Annotated in this window: 22 protein-coding genes; 2 read left to right on the top strand and 20 right to left on the bottom strand. The window is 32.8% G+C overall.

The annotated features are described in order from the left end of the window. Positions 1-7 precede the first annotated feature (7 nt). The 3 genes from HDR40_RS00315 to HDR40_RS00305 all read right to left on the bottom strand — a co-directional run bounded on the left by HDR40_RS00315 (position 8) and on the right by HDR40_RS00305 (position 2,582). Positions 8-1,948, bottom strand: coding sequence for a M13 family metallopeptidase (locus HDR40_RS00315; protein WP_290625163.1), 1,941 nt, complete (start codon positions 1,946-1,948; stop codon positions 8-10). An 84-nt stretch (positions 1,949-2,032) separates the two neighbouring features. Next, positions 2,033-2,263, bottom strand: a complete 231-nt coding sequence (locus HDR40_RS00310) for a YneF family protein (RefSeq protein ID WP_290625162.1) — start codon at positions 2,261-2,263, stop codon at positions 2,033-2,035. A 70-nt stretch (positions 2,264-2,333) separates the two neighbouring features. Next, complete coding sequence (locus HDR40_RS00305; protein ID WP_290625161.1) at positions 2,334-2,582, bottom strand: DUF896 domain-containing protein; 249 nt, start codon at positions 2,580-2,582, stop codon at positions 2,334-2,336. 142 nt (positions 2,583-2,724) lie between these two features. On the opposite strand from HDR40_RS00305, the gene HDR40_RS00300 reads away from it, so the two are divergent. Continuing rightward, positions 2,725-3,288 (top strand): repressor LexA, encoded by a 564-nt coding sequence (locus HDR40_RS00300; protein ID WP_290625159.1) that lies wholly within the window; start codon positions 2,725-2,727, stop codon positions 3,286-3,288. A gap of 94 nt (positions 3,289-3,382) precedes the next feature. On the opposite strand, the gene HDR40_RS00295 is transcribed toward HDR40_RS00300, so the two are convergent. The 9 genes from HDR40_RS00295 to HDR40_RS00255 all read right to left on the bottom strand — a co-directional run bounded on the left by HDR40_RS00295 (position 3,383) and on the right by HDR40_RS00255 (position 11,028). Further along, positions 3,383-4,525 (bottom strand): CPBP family intramembrane glutamic endopeptidase, encoded by a 1,143-nt coding sequence (locus HDR40_RS00295; protein WP_290625157.1) that lies wholly within the window; start codon positions 4,523-4,525, stop codon positions 3,383-3,385. A 56-nt stretch (positions 4,526-4,581) separates the two neighbouring features. Further along, positions 4,582-4,755, bottom strand: a complete 174-nt coding sequence (locus HDR40_RS00290) for a hypothetical protein (RefSeq protein ID WP_290625156.1) — start codon at positions 4,753-4,755, stop codon at positions 4,582-4,584. Positions 4,756-4,923: 168 nt separating this feature from the next. Next, positions 4,924-5,775, bottom strand: coding sequence for an Rgg/GadR/MutR family transcriptional regulator (locus HDR40_RS00285; protein ID WP_290625154.1), 852 nt, complete (start codon positions 5,773-5,775; stop codon positions 4,924-4,926). A gap of 305 nt (positions 5,776-6,080) precedes the next feature. Continuing rightward, positions 6,081-6,467, bottom strand: coding sequence for a hypothetical protein (locus HDR40_RS00280; RefSeq protein ID WP_290625152.1), 387 nt, complete (start codon positions 6,465-6,467; stop codon positions 6,081-6,083). Between the two features lie 282 nt (positions 6,468-6,749). Further along, positions 6,750-7,880 (bottom strand): CPBP family intramembrane glutamic endopeptidase, encoded by a 1,131-nt coding sequence (locus HDR40_RS00275; RefSeq protein ID WP_290625150.1) that lies wholly within the window; start codon positions 7,878-7,880, stop codon positions 6,750-6,752. A 478-nt stretch (positions 7,881-8,358) separates the two neighbouring features. Further along, on the bottom strand, positions 8,359-8,658 hold the full coding sequence (locus HDR40_RS00270) for a hypothetical protein (protein ID WP_290625148.1): 300 nt from the start codon (positions 8,656-8,658) through the stop codon (positions 8,359-8,361). A gap of 392 nt (positions 8,659-9,050) precedes the next feature. Continuing rightward, positions 9,051-9,920: a hypothetical protein gene (locus tag HDR40_RS00265; protein WP_290625146.1), complete on the bottom strand. Its 870-nt coding sequence runs from the start codon at positions 9,918-9,920 to the stop codon at positions 9,051-9,053. Positions 9,921-9,964: 44 nt separating this feature from the next. After that, positions 9,965-10,603, bottom strand: coding sequence for a uracil-DNA glycosylase (locus tag HDR40_RS00260; protein ID WP_290625144.1), 639 nt, complete (start codon positions 10,601-10,603; stop codon positions 9,965-9,967). A gap of 14 nt (positions 10,604-10,617) precedes the next feature. Next, positions 10,618-11,028 carry an NUDIX domain-containing protein gene (locus HDR40_RS00255; RefSeq protein WP_290625142.1) on the bottom strand — a complete coding sequence of 137 codons (411 nt, stop codon included), beginning with the start codon at positions 11,026-11,028 and terminating at the stop codon, positions 10,618-10,620. A 137-nt stretch (positions 11,029-11,165) separates the two neighbouring features. Here HDR40_RS00255 and HDR40_RS00250 point away from each other — a divergent pair, with 137 nt between their 5' ends. Further along, positions 11,166-11,723, top strand: coding sequence for a DNA-3-methyladenine glycosylase I (locus HDR40_RS00250; RefSeq protein WP_290625140.1), 558 nt, complete (start codon positions 11,166-11,168; stop codon positions 11,721-11,723). Here HDR40_RS00250 and HDR40_RS00245 read toward each other — a convergent pair. The 8 genes from HDR40_RS00245 to HDR40_RS00210 form a co-directional block, all read right to left on the bottom strand. Further along, positions 11,720-12,475: a nucleoside phosphorylase gene (locus HDR40_RS00245; protein ID WP_290625138.1), complete on the bottom strand. Its 756-nt coding sequence runs from the start codon at positions 12,473-12,475 to the stop codon at positions 11,720-11,722. The genes HDR40_RS00250 and HDR40_RS00245 overlap by 4 nt on opposite strands. Positions 12,476-12,598: 123 nt before the next feature. Further along, entirely contained in the window at positions 12,599-12,946 is a 348-nt protein-coding gene (rplS, locus tag HDR40_RS00240) for a 50S ribosomal protein L19 (RefSeq protein WP_290625136.1), read from the bottom strand. Between the two features lie 113 nt (positions 12,947-13,059). Next, on the bottom strand, positions 13,060-13,782 hold the full coding sequence (gene trmD / locus HDR40_RS00235) for a tRNA (guanosine(37)-N1)-methyltransferase TrmD (protein WP_290625133.1): 723 nt from the start codon (positions 13,780-13,782) through the stop codon (positions 13,060-13,062). Then, positions 13,782-14,294, bottom strand: coding sequence for a ribosome maturation factor RimM (gene rimM / locus HDR40_RS00230; RefSeq protein ID WP_290625131.1), 513 nt, complete (start codon positions 14,292-14,294; stop codon positions 13,782-13,784). Before rimM ends, trmD begins: the two co-directional genes overlap by 1 nt. A gap of 71 nt (positions 14,295-14,365) precedes the next feature. Next, positions 14,366-14,638 carry a 30S ribosomal protein S16 gene (gene rpsP, locus HDR40_RS00225; protein ID WP_290625129.1) on the bottom strand — a complete coding sequence of 91 codons (273 nt, stop codon included), beginning with the start codon at positions 14,636-14,638 and terminating at the stop codon, positions 14,366-14,368. An 87-nt stretch (positions 14,639-14,725) separates the two neighbouring features. Further along, positions 14,726-16,156 carry a signal recognition particle protein gene (ffh, locus tag HDR40_RS00220; protein WP_290625127.1) on the bottom strand — a complete coding sequence of 477 codons (1,431 nt, stop codon included), beginning with the start codon at positions 16,154-16,156 and terminating at the stop codon, positions 14,726-14,728. Further along, positions 16,156-16,500: a YlxM family DNA-binding protein gene (gene ylxM, locus HDR40_RS00215; protein WP_290625125.1), complete on the bottom strand. Its 345-nt coding sequence runs from the start codon at positions 16,498-16,500 to the stop codon at positions 16,156-16,158. Before ylxM ends, ffh begins: the two co-directional genes overlap by 1 nt. Before the next feature lie 86 nt (positions 16,501-16,586). Continuing rightward, positions 16,587-18,011 (bottom strand): C69 family dipeptidase, encoded by a 1,425-nt coding sequence (locus HDR40_RS00210; protein ID WP_290625123.1) that lies wholly within the window; start codon positions 18,009-18,011, stop codon positions 16,587-16,589. Positions 18,012-18,013 lie beyond the last annotated feature (2 nt).

Raw genomic sequence — 18,013 nt, 5'->3', positions numbered from 1 at the left:
TTCAATCTTACCAAATAACTACACGCTTATCTTTATCAAGCCACATACCATCTTGTGGTTTAACATTATAAGTTTCATAAAATTCTTTTTGGCATTGAACTGGAATATTTACACGTGTTGGCTGAGGTGCATGAACATCGACAGCAATTTCTGTCTTGATTGCTTCTGGACGTTGAATTTGCATCCACGAACGAGCATAATTCTCAAATAATTCTTTTAAATCTCCTTTATCCAGCTTGCAAGCTTGAATAGCACAAGTGAGTCCACTAATATCAGAAATATTTTCAGAAACTACTTGCTTACCGTTTAATTTAGATGGACCGTATTCCAAACCATCATAAATATCGATAGCAGCTTGAGTGCGCTTATTAAATTCTGCAAAATCTTCTTTAGCCCACCAATTCTTCATATTGCCCTTTTCATCAAATTGAGCACCATTATCATCAAAGGCGTGAGAAATTTCATGTCCAATAGTTGCTCCGATACCACCATAGTTAGCAGCTCTACTTTGTTTAGCATCGTAAAATGGTTTTTGTAAAATTCCAGCTGGGAAAGTTAAATCATTTCTTTGTGGATCATAGCAAGCATTATTCATATTACCTGGCATTAACCAAACTGTACGATCAACTGGCTTAATAATTTTAGCAAAATTTTCTTTATTTTTAGCAATGTTGATATTTTTAACATTTTCATATAATGACTTATTTTCATCAACAGCAAGCTTATTAAAAATTTCTTCTTGCTTTTCTGGGTACCCAATTTTAAGAACTAAAGCATTAAGTTTCACAATTGCTTGTTTCTTAGTTTCTTCAGAAAGCCAATCATTTTCAGAAATTCTTTGTTCATACACTTTGAGCATTTGCTTAATCATTTCAGTGACATCTTGCTTAGCCGCTTCACCAAAATAAGTTTGACCATAATAAATACCATCAACTTCATCAAAAATTCGATCTGCTAACCTATATGCTTGCTTTTCTTGAGATGGTAATTCACCTGCCCCAGTAATTGCTTGTTGGTATGGAAAAGCGGCATCCCTCACATCTTGTGACAAAACATTAGTTACACTACCAATGAATTTAATTAACATCCAACCTTTAATTTCGTCAAAATTGGCGTCATTAATCAGTTCTTCTACATGATTTAAAAATCTAGGTTCAGTAACAATGACCGTTTCTGGCAATTCAGGTAAGATACTTTCTAAATATTGCTTCATATAGAATGACTTGAACTTAGCTAAGAAATCTTGCATCGACATTGGATTATACATTGCCACATAGTTTGACCATTCTTCAGTCGACTTAACTACTTTAGCTAATTTTTTATCAAATGCTAAACCTGCTTTTACTTCACGCTTAGCATCTGTTTCATTTATCCCAGCCATTACTAACAGTTTAATAGTTTGTTTTTCTAAAATTCCAAGTAACTTTTCGGCATCTGGACCTTCATAGCTTGTAGTATCTGGCAAAAGAGTACCTGGACCGTAAAAATGCAGAACATTTTTGCTAGTATCTTTCATATCAGCATCAACATCAAAAGCAAAAGGTAAAGTGAAATCTTGCAAAGTAAGTTCACCAGCTGATTGATTAAATTTACTAAAATTATTTAAATCATTAATTTTAGCTAAATCTTGTTGAATTGGTGTCATACCTTGCTTATTTCTAGTTTCAAAATCACGAGCTAATTTATATAAGCTAATTGCTTTATCAAAATTTTGAACTTGTGGCATTTCTTTTTTACCATCAGCAAAGTCGGCAAAGTCTTGCATCATAATCTTCTCAAGACGCATATCAATTTGAGCATTAGTTCCAGTTTCAGTACGATCTGCTGGGATTTTTGCAGTCTTTTGCCAATCTGCATTAACTGCTAAATACAAATTATCTTGTGGACGCATCTTGTCAGAACCAGTAATATCACCAGCACCTCCACGAACAGTAAAATATTTTTTCATAAATCGTCATTCTCCTTATACTTACTAGCAAATAAAAAGAGACCGAGGATGCACTCCTCCGTCTCTCCAATGATTAGATAAAACTTACTTGTTATTACGTTGTTGTTGGTGTTTCATCATATTCATTACTTGGTTAAGCTTTTTAGCAGATGGCTTTTGACCCATTTGTGCCATCATTGCAGCAATCATATCTTCGCTGATTGGAGGATTATCTTGGAAATACTTCTTCATGTATGCTCTTGCACCATAGAAACCACCAACTAAGCCAATAATTAAGGCAATGATGATAAGAAAAATTGCTAAACCTAAATTCATAATTAAAAAACCTCCAATTTTATAAACAAGTAAATTTTACTAAAAAAACAAGCTTTTTGAAAGGGGAGAATTAATCTTTTCTTAATCCCTTTCTTCTTTGAGCTTCTTTAGCTTTTTCTGAAGTTACTTCCTTACCATCTTTATCGATAACTACAGTATCTTCAAGTTGTTGTCTAAAACCTGCTCGGAAGTTTTCTAAGAATGCTGCCCGTAGTCTCTTTCTTTCTTCTAACTCATCAGGCGTTAATTCTCTTTCTTTACTTGTATGGTAAAGTTCATTAATACGCTTAATTACCTTTTCTTCTTCTTTTTTATCCATGTTAAACACCTCACTATACTCTTTAAGTCTACCCTAATCTTCTTCAGAAAAAAAGCCATTAAAGAATTATTTTAAGAACGTTAGTTTGTTTGGTAAGAATTTTTTTGATAAAATGAAACAAAATTGCTAATGGAGAAGCTTTATGACTGAAACAAAAAAACATAAATCCAAACAAATTCAAATCTTGCAATATATTTATGATACTGTTGAAAAAAAGAAATTTCCACCTACTGTTAGAGAAATTTGCGAAGCAGTAAATCTTTCTTCAACTTCAACAGTTCACGGTCACCTAGCTCGCTTAGAAAATAAGGGGTTATTGTATCGTGATGCAACAAAACCTCGCGCGATGGAAATTACCAAGGCTGGTCTCAAAGAACTCGGCATAAAGCCGCAAGTTATTCCAATCATTAATTCTACTGTAAACGATCTTGATGAAGCTATGCAACACGCAACAAATTTCTTTCCAATTCCACCACAATTAAAAAAATTTGCGGGTAAATTGTTTATGGTTAAAATTCAAGAACAACCTTCTAATGGCTTACTAACTAATGATCAAATTATTGTTAAAAGACAAGAATTAGCTACAAATAATGAACTTGTGGCTGTCCAAAATGTAAACGATCAAATCTCTATCACTCGCTTTAAAAATAGTGCTAATTATAGAGTTTTAGGTAAGGTTGTTAGTCTTTATCGCAACATTCAGTAATTAAAAAATAAAATCGTTGATATATCAAGACTCATATCACAAATATGAATCAAGATTATCAACGATTTTTATGATTCTGGAGTTTTTAATACTTTTATGACTTATGATATCCAATCAATGCTTGAGCATGTTCTTCCATTACTTGACGACGCTTGCCGTGCATCATCCAAATTAGTAATCCGCCAAAAACAATCAAAATAGCAAATGCTCCGATAAATTCAGGTGTAGTTTTAATAATAGAATTCAATATACTATTAACAGTCATAGAATCATGGCCAAATGTACTTACCCAATCTAAGAAAAAATGCAAAAATATTGTAATCCATAGTTTACCAGTGTACAGAAACCACATCATAAATAATAATCCTGATGAAAATGCAAAGATAACTTGACTTAAAGTAGGCATTAAGCCTTGACCTGTCGTCAAATTAGCTAAATGTGACAATCCAAAAAATATTGAACTTCCAAAAATTGTAAAAATTAATCTATGCGATGATTTTTCAAATATCCATAGAAAACAAATACTTAGGCCATATCTAAATGTCACTTCTTCAGCTATACCTGTTTCTAAAGACTGTAAGAAATTAGTAATTTTATCTCTATAAATATCATTAATTAACTGATGTATAGAACTAATATTATTCCAAGCATTTAAAATTATAAAAGCCAATGTAAAAATTATTAAACTAACTATAATCCAAACACTTTCATTTTTATTTGCTTTTAGATTTGGTCCTGCTGCACCCCACAAGCGCATTAATAGAACAATAAAAATAAAATATGAAACAGCTTGTAGAATGGTCGAGGATAATAATATATTATTATTAAATCTATTGAGTGCTAAAACAATAATAAAAAATTGTGAGTAAGTAAAAATTAAACGTAAAATTAGATTCTTTGCTTTAGCTGCAATAATAAAGACAAATGGAATAAACATTACTAAATAATATAGGAATAAAATTGTTAGTAATCCCCAATTATTTAGATGATGCTGTACCAATACCAAATAAATAGTATTCCATGCCGTAATCAATGCCCAAGGCTGCAAGAAAAATTGAACAAACCAATTTGCCTTTTTTAACTGTGTGGGTGAGCCAAAATCAAAACTAAAAATAATTGACAATAGCAGTACTAACCCAAAAAGAATCGTTTGTAATAAATTTAAGTGAAACCCAATGATGATAATCAACGCAATAATGTTTTGAATTAAATACCATCTAGAAATAGACTTTTTCATATATAAAACTCCATAAAAAAGCGATTGAAAACAATCGCTGTTTATAATTTAGTCAATTAGCCAATAATAGTTACCCCATCATGTGAGCAAAAAATACTAATACTACTGTTACTATAATGATGACTATCATCATGATGATGTCGTCTTCTTGCAAAAATCATCCCTTGATTTCTTTGCAAATCTAATGCTGGATTTACAGTTTGAACATCTGTAATTTCACCATTTTTCATGTGAATTACCTCCTAAAATTAATCTACATAGCAAGAAACGTTTCTTACTACGATGTAATAGTAGCAAATTTAAGAAGACTCTATATAAAAAAATATTCATATATGAATATTTTTATAAATAAAGTTTGCTCAATATGTAAAACTAAATACGTTAGCAGATTCGCGTATTTATTCTTCATATATTTTTCGTATTTGAAGATATGCACTTTTAGAATCTTCTAATACTTGTTGTTCAACTTTAGAATTAGATAGACTAGAGAAGTACTTTTTTATTGGCTCAGGATTTAGTGTTTCCACATATTTCAATAAAACATCATAAAATTCCATTCTATATTGCACAACATAGTTATATGAAACTAATTTTATGTTTTTAAGAATATGTAACATTTTTTTAGCAGCTGATACTTTTTTCCGTTTTATTAAAGTAAGAACTGAATTAATTAAAGCAAATGAATCATCATCGGAAATTCTAGCAGTTTCATACACATGACTCGCTAACAACCGTGCTAATTTATATACAGATTTTGAATCTAATAATAATTGCGTATTAGTAAAGAGAACTACTTGCTCGTGATGCCAGCCCTCTGGATCAAACAATTGAAGTCTTATTTGAATTTTAAATAATTCATCAGTTATATCTTCACCAGTTGAATCTAAATAAAAATTACATACTGTTGCTGCTTTAAGCAAATTCATAAAAGTATGCGTTTTTGAATATTTGTTAAGAAGTTCAATTCCTAAATTACGTAATTCTATGTCTTTATTATTGATATACAATTCACTCACTTTAATCATAAAAGGCTTTATCTGACTTTTATTTACTTCTATTTCGCTAGGCATAATATGAAGTCTTCTTAAAAGTTCACAGTAAACATTAGCTGGTATGTTTTGCAAACCTCTTTCCCATTTGGAAAGAGAGGGTTCTGAACTAATACCTTTACTTATTTCAATCAAAGTAATGCGTTTTGCTTTTCTTATTTTTCTAAATTCTGGTCCTAATTCTTTACCTATAATTTTCACTAGAAAGGATCTCCTTTACATGTTATTTTCTAAAATTAAGCGTCATTTACCATCTATTATTTGGAATGGTACAATGCTAATTGGCGGAATGAGTTCATTTATTGCTCTGCTCAAATAAAATTATATATTAGCTTAGCAAAAAGTATCTATCAACTTTTACGCAATCACTGCTATAAAAGTAATAGGTACTTTTTTCATTTATTTAATTAATTACCTAATTGTGAAAGCCAACTTAAGCATGGTCTTCAAGCTATGCGCTTGTAAGTGATACAACTTACCATCTTTTTCAAAGTACATTTCATTATTTAATGAACCATAACTTGTGCCGACTTGAAGAGTGATTGAAGCCTTCTCATCCATCTCAGGCAATTCAGCAACGCAATCAACTTATTAGCAGTAGGCTTAGGATTTTGGTTACTTACAGTACTAGCATTAACCACAAATGACCAGTTATCTTTATTCCAAGTCAAATATCTTTGACCTGCACCAGATTGCTCAGTAGCAGTCATGCCATTATTTAGCTTCACAGTTGGCAAGCCAGAAGCTTGTTTTTGATAATTGATTGCGCTACTCATTTGTTCAGAACTCAAATTACTTTCTTGACTATAAACAAGATATGGTAATTCCTTCTTCAAACTAGCTGCATTAAACTTCTTAGCCTGATTGCCGACACTATAGTAGATTGATTTCATCTACTATCCAGGATAATGGTTGTTTAAAAGTATTATAAATTCCACTCAGACCATTAAATAATCCTAAAGAAGTATAAAACCCGCTAAAAGATCACCTCTCTTCACACGAAAAGCGCATAAAGAACAATGATTAATTCTAAAATCAATGAAATCATTGATTGCAATGTAGTTAGTCTTGATCGATAGATTAAAGAGCTTAGATATAGAACCTGATATTCTACTAAAAATTGGCTTTACAGAATTTCAAAAATCAGGCGCGGAGTTATTCGTAATAACTTCATATTATTTTTTAATCAATGCTTTAGCATGTTCTTCCATTACCTGACGACGCTTCCCATGCATCATCCAGATGAGGACCAAGCCAAAGACAATTATAAGAATAAGTACATTAGTAAAATTATAATTAACTATAAGATTAGGACCCAAGATACTATTTTCTACTAAAGTTCCCGATACAAATGTGCTTGACCAATCAATTATAAAATGCAGCAACATAGTAACCCATATTTTTCCAGTATATAAAAATATTGTCATAAATATTAATCCTATTGCAAAAGCATTTAATACCTGATAAATAGTTGCTTCTAAAGCTTGGCTATTAGTTAAGTTAACCAAATGAGATAAGCCAAAAATTATAGAACTACCCAAAATCGCAAAAACTAATCTATGAACAGATTTACTAAAAATCCATAATAAACAAACAGCAACTGCATATCTAATTGTAATTTCTTCACCAATTCCAGCTCTTATTGATTCCCAAAAATTAATAACATTATCTTTAGAAATATCTTTAATTAATTCCTGAAAAGTATCTAAATTATTAGAAGCATTTATAAATGCATAAAATAATATAATAAATATCAAAACAATAATCACTAAAGCATTTTCTTTTTTATTTGACTTCACATCTGGTCCTGCTGCACCCCATAAATGCATTAACAAAACAACAAAGATTAAATATGCAACAGCTTGAAGTACATTTGAATGTAAAAGAACACTATTCTTAGAACTAACAATAAAACCAATAATAAAATATTGTGAATAAATAAAAATTAATCTTAAAAATAAATTCTTTGCCTTAGCTGCAATAACATAGGCAAAGGGAACAAACATTACTAGATAATACAAAAACAGTATTGTTGATAAAAACCAATTATTCAAATGATATTGTACTAATTCAAAGTAAACATAATCCCAAGCCATAACCACCGCAAGAGGTTGCAGGAAAAACTGAATAAACCAGTTACTATCTTTTAACTTTTTAGATTGAATAAAATCAAAATTAAAGATAACAGACAATGCCAACACTATCCCGGAAATAATAGTTAGCGGTATATTTAAATGAAGAACAACTATTGTGATTAACGCAATGATATTCTGGATTAAATACCACCTAGAGATAAACTTTTTCATAATAAATCTCTCCTATTCAATAAAATTCGTTATAGCAAGAACAGCTCTCTTGCTACATTTATAACTTACTATACTACAAAAAATAGCATTCAATTTACGCAAAAATATATTTCAAATTTCAAAGGTTATAAATTTCTCTAAATTGATCCAAGGTGAAATTTAAAGCTTTTGCTAATTGTCGCTCATTTGAAGTACGATTTAAATCAGCAATATATTTATATGCATCATAAGTTGCCAATTTCTATGCCGGTTATAGCTTTCTCAAAACAATTAACTCTGTGTTCAGCACCAAAGTTGTCATCAGAAAATTTAAGCTTAGCTACAAAATAAAAAATCTGCTTCGCATATGATAAGTCTTTTTTCTTTATCAAAACTATAACGCTATTTAATAATGGACGTGAATATAAAATTGAAACTACTTCCTTCACACAAACGACACTATTTAAAGATCTAGATGCTTCATAAGTTGTCTTTGGCTTTATAAGCAATTGACTATTAGTAAAAAAAGAACATCCGGTTCATTCCATAATTCAAGTTCAATAATACTATCAATTTGAGATTCAAGGTTATTTTTGAAATTAGTATTAGTTAAATCTTCATCTGTAAGATCCATGTAAAAGTTGCAAGCAGTTGTAGCTCTCAAAAGATTTTCAAAACCATTATTGGTCTTATATTTAAGTAATAAATTTTGAGATAACTTTTTTAACTCATCATTTTTATCATTTTCATATAAATTACCAATTTTATTTGCAAAATCTTCAAAATTGTCAGGGACCATATCAGCTGAAGCAAGATGTACCCGTTTTAATAACTCACGATAAGCATCGGTTGTAATATCTTGCTCACCTCTCTCCCAGCGACCGAGTGTGGCTCTAGATATCGAAACATCTTCGCTAACTACATCATCAAGGGTAAGTTTTTTTCTTTTCTAATCTTTCGAAACTTCGGTCCTAATATTCTACTTATATTTTTCATTTAACGAGGTATCCTAACTATGACAAAATTAAAAAAAGTTCTATTCACACTTACTACCACTGCTATTTGGGGTGGAGCATGGTAGTACTTTTGCAGTTATTATTAAAGCTCTCACTTCTAACTACTAATAAAATTATGTATTAACTTACCAAAAAATTCGCTAGAACTCGTAAAAAAGCTCTAGCGAATTTTTAATTACCTAATTGTCGAAGCCACTTTAAGCATGGTCTTCAAGCTATGTGCTTGTAAGTGATACAACTTACCATCTTTTTCAAAGTACATTTCATTATTTAATGAACCATAACTTGTGCCGACTCGAAGAGTGATTGAAGCCTTCTCATCCATCTCAGGCAATTCATAATCCTCAAGCAACGCAATCAACTTATTAGCAGTAGGCTTAGGATTTTGGTTACTTACAGCACTAGCATGAACTGTAAATGACCAGTTATCTTTATTCCAAGTTAAGTATCTTTGACCTGCACCAGATTGTTCAGTAGCAGTCACACCATTATTTAACTTCACAGTTGGCAAGCCAGAAGCTTGTTTTTGATAATTGATTGCGCTACTCATTTGTTCAGAACTCAAATTACTTTCTTGGCTATAAACAAGATATGGTAATTCCTTCTTCAAACTAGCTGCATTAAATTTCTTGGCTTGATTGCCGACACTATAGTAGATGGTAATTTTATTCTTACTCTGAGTATAACGAGCATTGAATGCATTACTATCAGTATCTAAGCCGCTAGTTCTAGGAAGTGGCAGATCAGGAAATTTCTCAGCAATCTCTGAATTTACCTTTGCAAAGCGACTCTTCTTGCTTGCTGGTGTTTGGCTATCTGCTGAGGAAGATTTCTTTGAACTTGAAGATGAAAAAGATGATGACTTTTCTGAACTTGATATATTAGAACTAGACTTAGGGGATGAAGTAGTAGACGTTTTTTCTACTTTACTAGAACGTGATGAGCTTTCAAAACTACTTTGATTATTTGATGATACAGAATTTTGACAACCTACTGTAAGCATTAAAGTTGCAAGAACTGCAGTCATTCCAATTTGTTTTTTCATAAGAAAACCCTCCATAACAAATCCTACTTGTTATTTATCATTCTTTAACTTATCAAGTATGGTTTAATTACTTGCCAATCTTTTTCAATATCATCAGTTAACTTACGATTATAAAAGACGGCTGCTGGATGATATTGTGGAAAAATTGTATAGTGTTCTTTTGACCACACATAATTATCTTGATTTTCATTCAACTGTAAAATCGGTGTATCTTCAATAACCTTACCATGTAATTCAGAAATTTTTCCCTTACCAACTAATCTTTCTAGTCCAGTATTTCCTACTGCTACAATCAACTTAGGATGGACCATTTTTATCTCATAATCTAAAAATGGCGCATGTGCTAATATTTCATTTTTGGTAGGTTTACGATTAGGGTATTTGATTACTTCTTTATTTTCACGTTTACTAAAAACTTTTTTAACTGAATAAGGGCGACTACGAACTGCACTAGTAATATAAACATCCTCACGACCCAAACCAATGCTAGCCAGTGATTTCATCAACTCGCGACCAGCATCCCCATTAAATGGAATATTATCAATAATTTCATTTCTTCCAGGAGCTTCACCAACAATCATCAACTTCGGATCAACTGGCCCGGCTCCTTCATTTAAGCCTTCCAATCTCATTCCTTGAGATCTTTGTTTAACTTCATCCACTAACTCTTTTGGATAATGCATCTTTGCCTCTATCCCTATTTTTTAACATAATCTATTACATCTTCAAAAATTTTAATCAATTCTGGATATCGCAAAAATTGACGCGCATCTTCATAAGATAACCACTTGGCATTTTTAATTTCATTATCTTGCAAACGCACACGTTGACCAGGTACTGATTTAGCCAAAAAAAGATTAACAGTTTTTTCACGATTTTTAGCGATGGTATAAGTAATACTTTTTCTAAAAGAAAAATCAAATTTAGGCTCTAAACCCACTTCTTCTAAAACTTCTCTTTGAGCTGCTTGACGATTAGTTTCACCATCCTCTAAATGACCCTTGGGAAACCCCCAAGAACCATTAATACAACTTTGAACAATGAGTAGCTGCACTTGATTATCTTTGAGACGATAAATTAAACCGCCTGCTGAATATTCATGAATCAATTTATCATCCCCTCCAAAATTATATTTATATTAAAATTATACAAAAAAGCTGGTCACATGGGGCAGCTTTTGCATTTATTTATCGTTATTTATAAAATAACCTATAATTAAGTTTTATTTTAGAAAGGATCTTAACTATGCAACGTTGCGATTGGACATATTCTGGCTCTACCGACCAACTCTACCAAGATTATCATGATTATGAATGGGGAAAACTTAACTTAGATGAGGAATATCTTTTTGAAATGCTTATTTTAGAAAGTTTTCAATCAGGCTTGTCTTGGTCAACCATTTTACATAAGCGAGAAAACTTTAGAGAAGCATTTGCAAATTTTAATGTAGATAAAGTTGCTCAATTTGGCGAAGAAGATTTTGAAAGATTAATTAACGATGCAGGAATTATTCGTAATAAATTAAAAATCAATGCTGCCGTCAATAACGCTAAAATTCTTAGAGATTGGCATAAAAATGGCAAAAGTTTAGCTAAATTTTTACAAAGCTATATTCCTGAACCAATTATTCATCATCCCCAAACTATGTCTGACATTCCTGCCAAGACCGACTTATCTACTCAAATCTCTAAAGACATGAAAAAAGCTGACTTTAAATTTGTGGGACCCACTACAGTTTATTCTTTCTTGCAAGCAATTGGGTTGGTTAATGACCATTTAGAAAAATGTGATTTTAAGTATTAATTTAACAATGATACCGCCAATTCTAAAGCACGTGCTCTACCAACTTCGCCCCAGCTACGTTCATCATGACCGTCTTCACCCGCCAAACTATCAGCGGTAAATAAAATTTGTGCAAAATCAACTTTTCTAAATTTGCTACAGGCTGCCATAGCACTGCATTCCATTTCAACAAGCTCTGCACCATAAGCAAGAGCTTGTTTTATCTTATCTTCAGTTTCTCTAAAAAAGCCGTCAGTTGTCCAAGTAATAACTTCAGTTAAATTAGTATTTTCTTTTTTGGCATGAGTTAATAAATTATTTCTAAATTCTTTATCTAATTCAATTTCACTTTCAGCAGACAGATAATGGAAGGATGTTCCCTCATCTCTAATGGCCTTTTTAACCAAAAAGAAATTATTCTCAGGTAAATCTACTAGGCTCCCTGCACTACCAATTGCCAATACTTTTTTAGTTCCATAACTAATTAACCAGTCAAGTAATTGTGTAGCAACTGGAGCACCTAACGGAGCTTGACACAAATTAAACTTTTTTCCCTTAACTTCAATTTCATAAATACTAGGTGAAAAAGAAATCGTCTCAAATTTTCCAACTTCACGATGCCGAGTTTTAGACAAAAAATTATCAATTACTTCTTTTTCTAAAAAGGCATAAATTAGAGGATAATCAAAATGATAATTCAACCTCTCATGATTCGGCTCTAAAACTGCTTTAGGATTACTATCATAATTTAACAAAAACACATTTCTATCCATTTATCTTTCTCCAATAAAAATATTTATCATGATTTTATCATATTCTTACCAGAAAAAAATAAGAACATAGCAAAAAAAGCACCCTCAACTGAGGATGCTTTTTTAATATCGTTTTTATTAGAATTAACGACGCTTTTCAGCAATTCTAGCTGCCTTACCGTGACGTTCACGTAAGTAGTAAAGCTTAGCACGACGTACACGACCTTGACGCTTAACTTCAACCTTAGCAACACGTGGGTCGTTAACTGGGAAAGTACGTTCAACACCGATACCGGATGAAATCTTACGTACAGTGTAAGTTGCGCTGATGCCAGCACCCTTACGCTTAATTACGACACCTTCGAAAATTTGGATACGTTCGTGGCTACCTTCAACAACACGTACGTGAACACGAACAGTGTCACCAGGACGGAAGTCAGGTAAGTCGCTACGTAATTGGTCTTTAGTTAATTCTTGAATTAATGGATTCATTATTTTTTCTCCTTCTACGGCATTCATCAACGTCCTACGCCAGCGGAATACCCATAATAATGGCAAATCGCCACGCCTAATAGTCTAACAAATCAGCTCTTAATTGTAAATACTTATTCATTAAGTTCTGCTTTAATTTCATTGAGCATCTTGTGTTCTTCGCTAGTTAATTCACGATTTTCTAGCATATCTGGTCGATGTAATAAAGTGGCTCTAAGAGCTTCTTTATGACGCCATTCAGCAATCTTTTGGTGGTTACCTGAAGTTAATACTTCCGGAACCTTTTGTCCTTCAAAATCAGCTGGACGAGTGTACTGTGGATATTCAAGTAAACCATGAGAAAAGCTTTCTTCCACAGCAGATGCACTGTTGCCCAAAATACCAGGCAATAAACGAACAGTCGCATCAATCATACTCATTGTTGGCAATTCTCCACCAGTTAAAACATAATCACCAATTGAAACAGTTTCATCAGCTAAATCGTAAACACGCTGATCAAAACCTTCATAATGACCACAAATAAAAGTTAAATTCTCCTCTTTTGACCAATCTTGAGCCATTTTTTCATTAAAAGTTTTCCCCTGAGGAGCGGTAATAATTACTTTTCCTTTATTTTCTAAAGAGTCCAGTGCCTTTTTAATCGGCATAATTTGTAGGACCATACCTGCTCCCCCACCATAAGGGGTATCATCAACATGATGGTGGACATCATCAGTAAAATCACGAAAATTTACTAAATTTAAATCCCACTTGCCATCTTCTAAACCACGACCAAGCATTGAGACTTGCAATGGAGTAAACATATCTGGAAATAGTGTTAAAACATTTATTTTCATTAGCGTAATCCCTCAAGCAAAGTAACTTCAATACGTTTATTGGGTAAATCTACCTTGTTGACTACAGAAGTAATATTAGGAATCCAAAAACTCTTACCCTTTTCTGGCTTTACTTCCCAAATATCATTTGCTCCTGGAGTTTCAATATTATTCAAAACCCCCAATTTTTCACCAGTTAGATGATCATAAATAGGCGTACCAATAATATCTTTGAAATAATAGCTACCCTCAGGTAAATTTTGACGATCATCATCAGCAACATATAACTTATGATGGCAAATCTTTTCTGCTTCATCTATATCGGCGATTTCTTCAAAAAAGATTAAGTAAAATTGCTTTTGCTTTCTTGCAGATTCAACAGTCAATTCCTTCATTTCACCATTTAAATCTACAAATAATCTGTTCCCTTCCGAAAAACGCTCTTCTGGAAAATCAGTTATAACATTAACCTTAACTTCACCTTTTAGGCCATGGGTCGTTAAAATTTGACCCACTTCAAAATATTCGTTCATAAAATAGCTTTCTAAAAAACGAGGTAACAAAAAAGTTTGGGATTTTGCCCCAAACTCTTAGTTATCAGTAATTACTTACCGTATTTTGCGTCATGGTATCTCTTCATCAAACCAGCTTTTGAAAGCAAGCTTCTTACAGTATCTGAAGGTTGTGCACCCATTTCAAGCCATTCAAAGACTCTGTCTTCCTTAAGCTTGAATTCTGCAGGGTTAGAAAGTGGATTGTAGTAACCAACTTCTTCGATGAAACGACCATCACGTGGCATACGTGAATCAGCTACAACAACACGGTAAAAAGGTTTTCTCTTTGAACCCATACGGCGCATACGAATTTTAACTGCCATAATATAATTCCTCCTAAATTTCTTGACTTAAATAATATATCACATCAGATAAAAGGTGTAAAGTATTTTTCCTTAACACTTATTTTTTTATGAATGATATCGTTTCATCTTTTTTAAACGCTTCTTCTTATTTTTCTTGAACTTTTTGCCCATTGAACGCATCGCACGACGAGCCATTGGTGAGTCCATTCCAGGTAAATTTTCTAATCCCTTCATATTACCCGAAGTCATCTTTTGCATCATATCTTTGGATTGTTTGAATTGCTTAATCATTCTGTTAACTTGAACAATTGGCATCCCTGAACCAGCTGCAATACGACGACGGCGTGAAGGATTCAAAATATCAGGATTTTCACGTTCTTCTGGAGTCATTGAATAAACAATAGCCTTGATATGAGCAATTTCATTATCAGGAATATGAATATTCTTTAAAGCCGGATTATTAGCCATACCCGGAATCATTTTAATCAATTGATCAATTGGCCCTAACTTTTGGACTTGCTCCATTTGATCTACAAAGTCATTAAAGTCGAAGGTGTTTTCACGCATCTTCTCAGCCATTTTTTCAGCTTCTTTAGTATCGTAATCTTGTTGGGCCTTTTCGATTAAGGTCAACATATCACCCATACCAAGAATTCTAGAAGCCATTCGATCTGGATGGAAGCTATCTAAATCTGTTAGCTTTTCACCTTGACCAGTAAAGATAATTGGTAAACCAGTCACGGCACGAATAGAAAGGGCAGCACCACCACGAGTATCCCCATCAAGTTTGGTCAAGATAATACCTGTTAAGTCTAGGTCTTCATTGAATTTTTCTGCAACCTTAGTTGCTGCTTGACCAGTCATAGCATCAACAACTAATAAGGTATTATCTGGATGAGCAACTTCAGTTACACGCTTTAGCTCATCCATCAATTGCTCATCAATTTCTAAACGACCAGCCGTATCAATTAAAACATAGTCATTCTTATTTTTATCAGCTTCTTCAAGACCATGTTTAACAATTTCAGCAACATCCTTGTTGTCAGGCTCACTATAAACAGGTACGTCTAAAGTTTCACCGATTTGTTTTAATTGTTCAATCGCTGCTGGACGATAAATATCACCAGCAATTAATAAGGGACGTGCTTTGTCATTCTTCATTAAATAATTGGCTAATTTACCTACAGTGGTAGTTTTACCAGTACCTTGAAGACCTACCATCATAATAATTGTAGGAATATGCGGCGACTTATTTAAAGAAACAGCTTCTTCCCCCATCATCTTGGTCAATTGTTCATCAACAATCTTAATAATTTGTTGACCTGGGTTCAAACTTTCTTGAACTTCTTTACCTAAGGCTTCCTTTTTAATTTGTTTTATAAAATCTTTTACAACTTTGAAGTTAACGTCAGCTTCAAGTAAAGCCAAACGAATTTCACGACTGGCTTTATTGATATCATCTTCTGAGATTTTACCTTTACCAGTTAAGTTTCGTAATGCTTTTTGAAGTCTTTCACTTAAATTTTCAAAAGCCATTATTCCATTTCCCCTAATTTTTTCAATAATTTCCCTACTTCATCATGAGCTTCATCAAATTGATGATGATCTACTGCCGATGCTAGCTCCCAAGCAAGGTTACTTAATTCTTGATAGTCTTTTTGCATATGCAGCTTTTTTTCATATTTTTCAAGTGCCCGGCTCGAACGCTTTAAATTATCATAAACTGCCTGTCTAGTGACATGATGATTATCAGCAATTTCACCTAAAGAAAGGTCATTATAGTAATAATCTTCAAAATATTCTCGCTGACCTTTAGTCAATAGCGGCCCATAATAAGCATACAAGTCACCTAATTTTTCACTTTTTGCCAATTCATCCATGTAATAATCACCATAATCAGTATATCAAAATTACTAAAAAATAAAACAGCTACGACGAGCTGTTTCATTTCAAGTTAACTACAAAATTAAAGATTAGCATCCATATTGAAAGTCAACTTAGACATATTGATTGCTTCAGTAAACATTTGTCCCATTAACTTTTCGCTGTCTTTCTTAGTATGAGCGACAGTCTTTTGATTTTCACTAGTCAAGTATTTAGTTAATTCCTCACCTGACAAATCCTTTGCGCCGGCAATAATTTCTTCAACACGAGCACGGAAGTATCTGTTCAATTCAGTTAAATAATCAGTATCTAATTGCACAAATTGTGGGTAATGACTTTCAACTAAAGCAGCTAATGACTTGTAGTACCACCAAGCATCATTTTGATTATAGGTCATGGAAGTGTTATTAAATGACGGATCAGTATCATTCATATTAGTAAAGAATGGGATATATGGAGTAAATGTTGGGCCACCAATACATAACCACATAATTGCAGCCATTTCGTCTGGTACATCACTTCTAATTTGTAAAATATGAGAATTTTGGGTTCTATTTAAACCAATTGGACGGTAACGATGTTTTTCCTCCTCAGTTCCCTTACCGAATGGGTCAAATGGAGTGTCCTGATAGTGTGAACCTAAAGCAAATTCAATATCTTCTTTAGCGATCTTCTTGCTTGCCTTACGAATAAATGGAATATCTGGATCTTCAGGATCTTGTTCAATTTCTGGATTAAACAATTTTTGAATATACCATTGACGACTTGTATTATAATGCCGATCTTGTTCAGTAAAAGTACCAAAAATATGACGGAAGTTCCAACCTTCATGATCAGGATTCAAATGGTTATTTTCCACGAATTCTTGGATACCTTCACTCCACATAAAGTTATCAGGATCATCAAAGTTAACTTGTTGAATAGCAACACGATTACCAGTAGTTGCATAGCAATCATCAGGAATACGCTGTGCTACCCAATGGTGACCAGTCACGATTTCCATGTACCAAACTTCATCTTTATCACTGAATAAAACAGAGTTACCAGCAGGAGAACCATATTTAGCAATTAGGCTACCTAAACGACGAACACCATCACGAGCAGAATTGATGTATGGCAAAACTACAGTTTGCATACAATCTTCATCCAAACCATCCTTTACTAGCGGATCAAAGGCCAAAGTTCTTTCATTACCATAAGTAGACTCAGTACATGACATTGCTACGTTCTTTTCGTTAATACCACTTTCATCGTAGTAACCTTGAGTCTTATAATCAACATTTGGCACTGCTGGTACACGCTGAGCGTCTTCTGGTAATTCCATTTCAAACTTATTTAACCAAGATTTGATCTTTCTACCTTTTTCACCATGAACAGCTGGTTCAATAATAAATCTTTGTGGTGTGATTGGCTTAAAAGTGTCATCATTACGAGCAATCATTGTTGAGCCATCAATTGAAGCTTTTTTACCAACTAAAATCGAAGTACATGCACTTAATTCTTTCATAA

Source organism: Lactobacillus sp. (assembly GCF_014803895.1).
The sequence above is the reverse complement of the archived record's forward strand: the minus strand, read 5'-3'. Positions and strand labels throughout refer to the sequence as shown.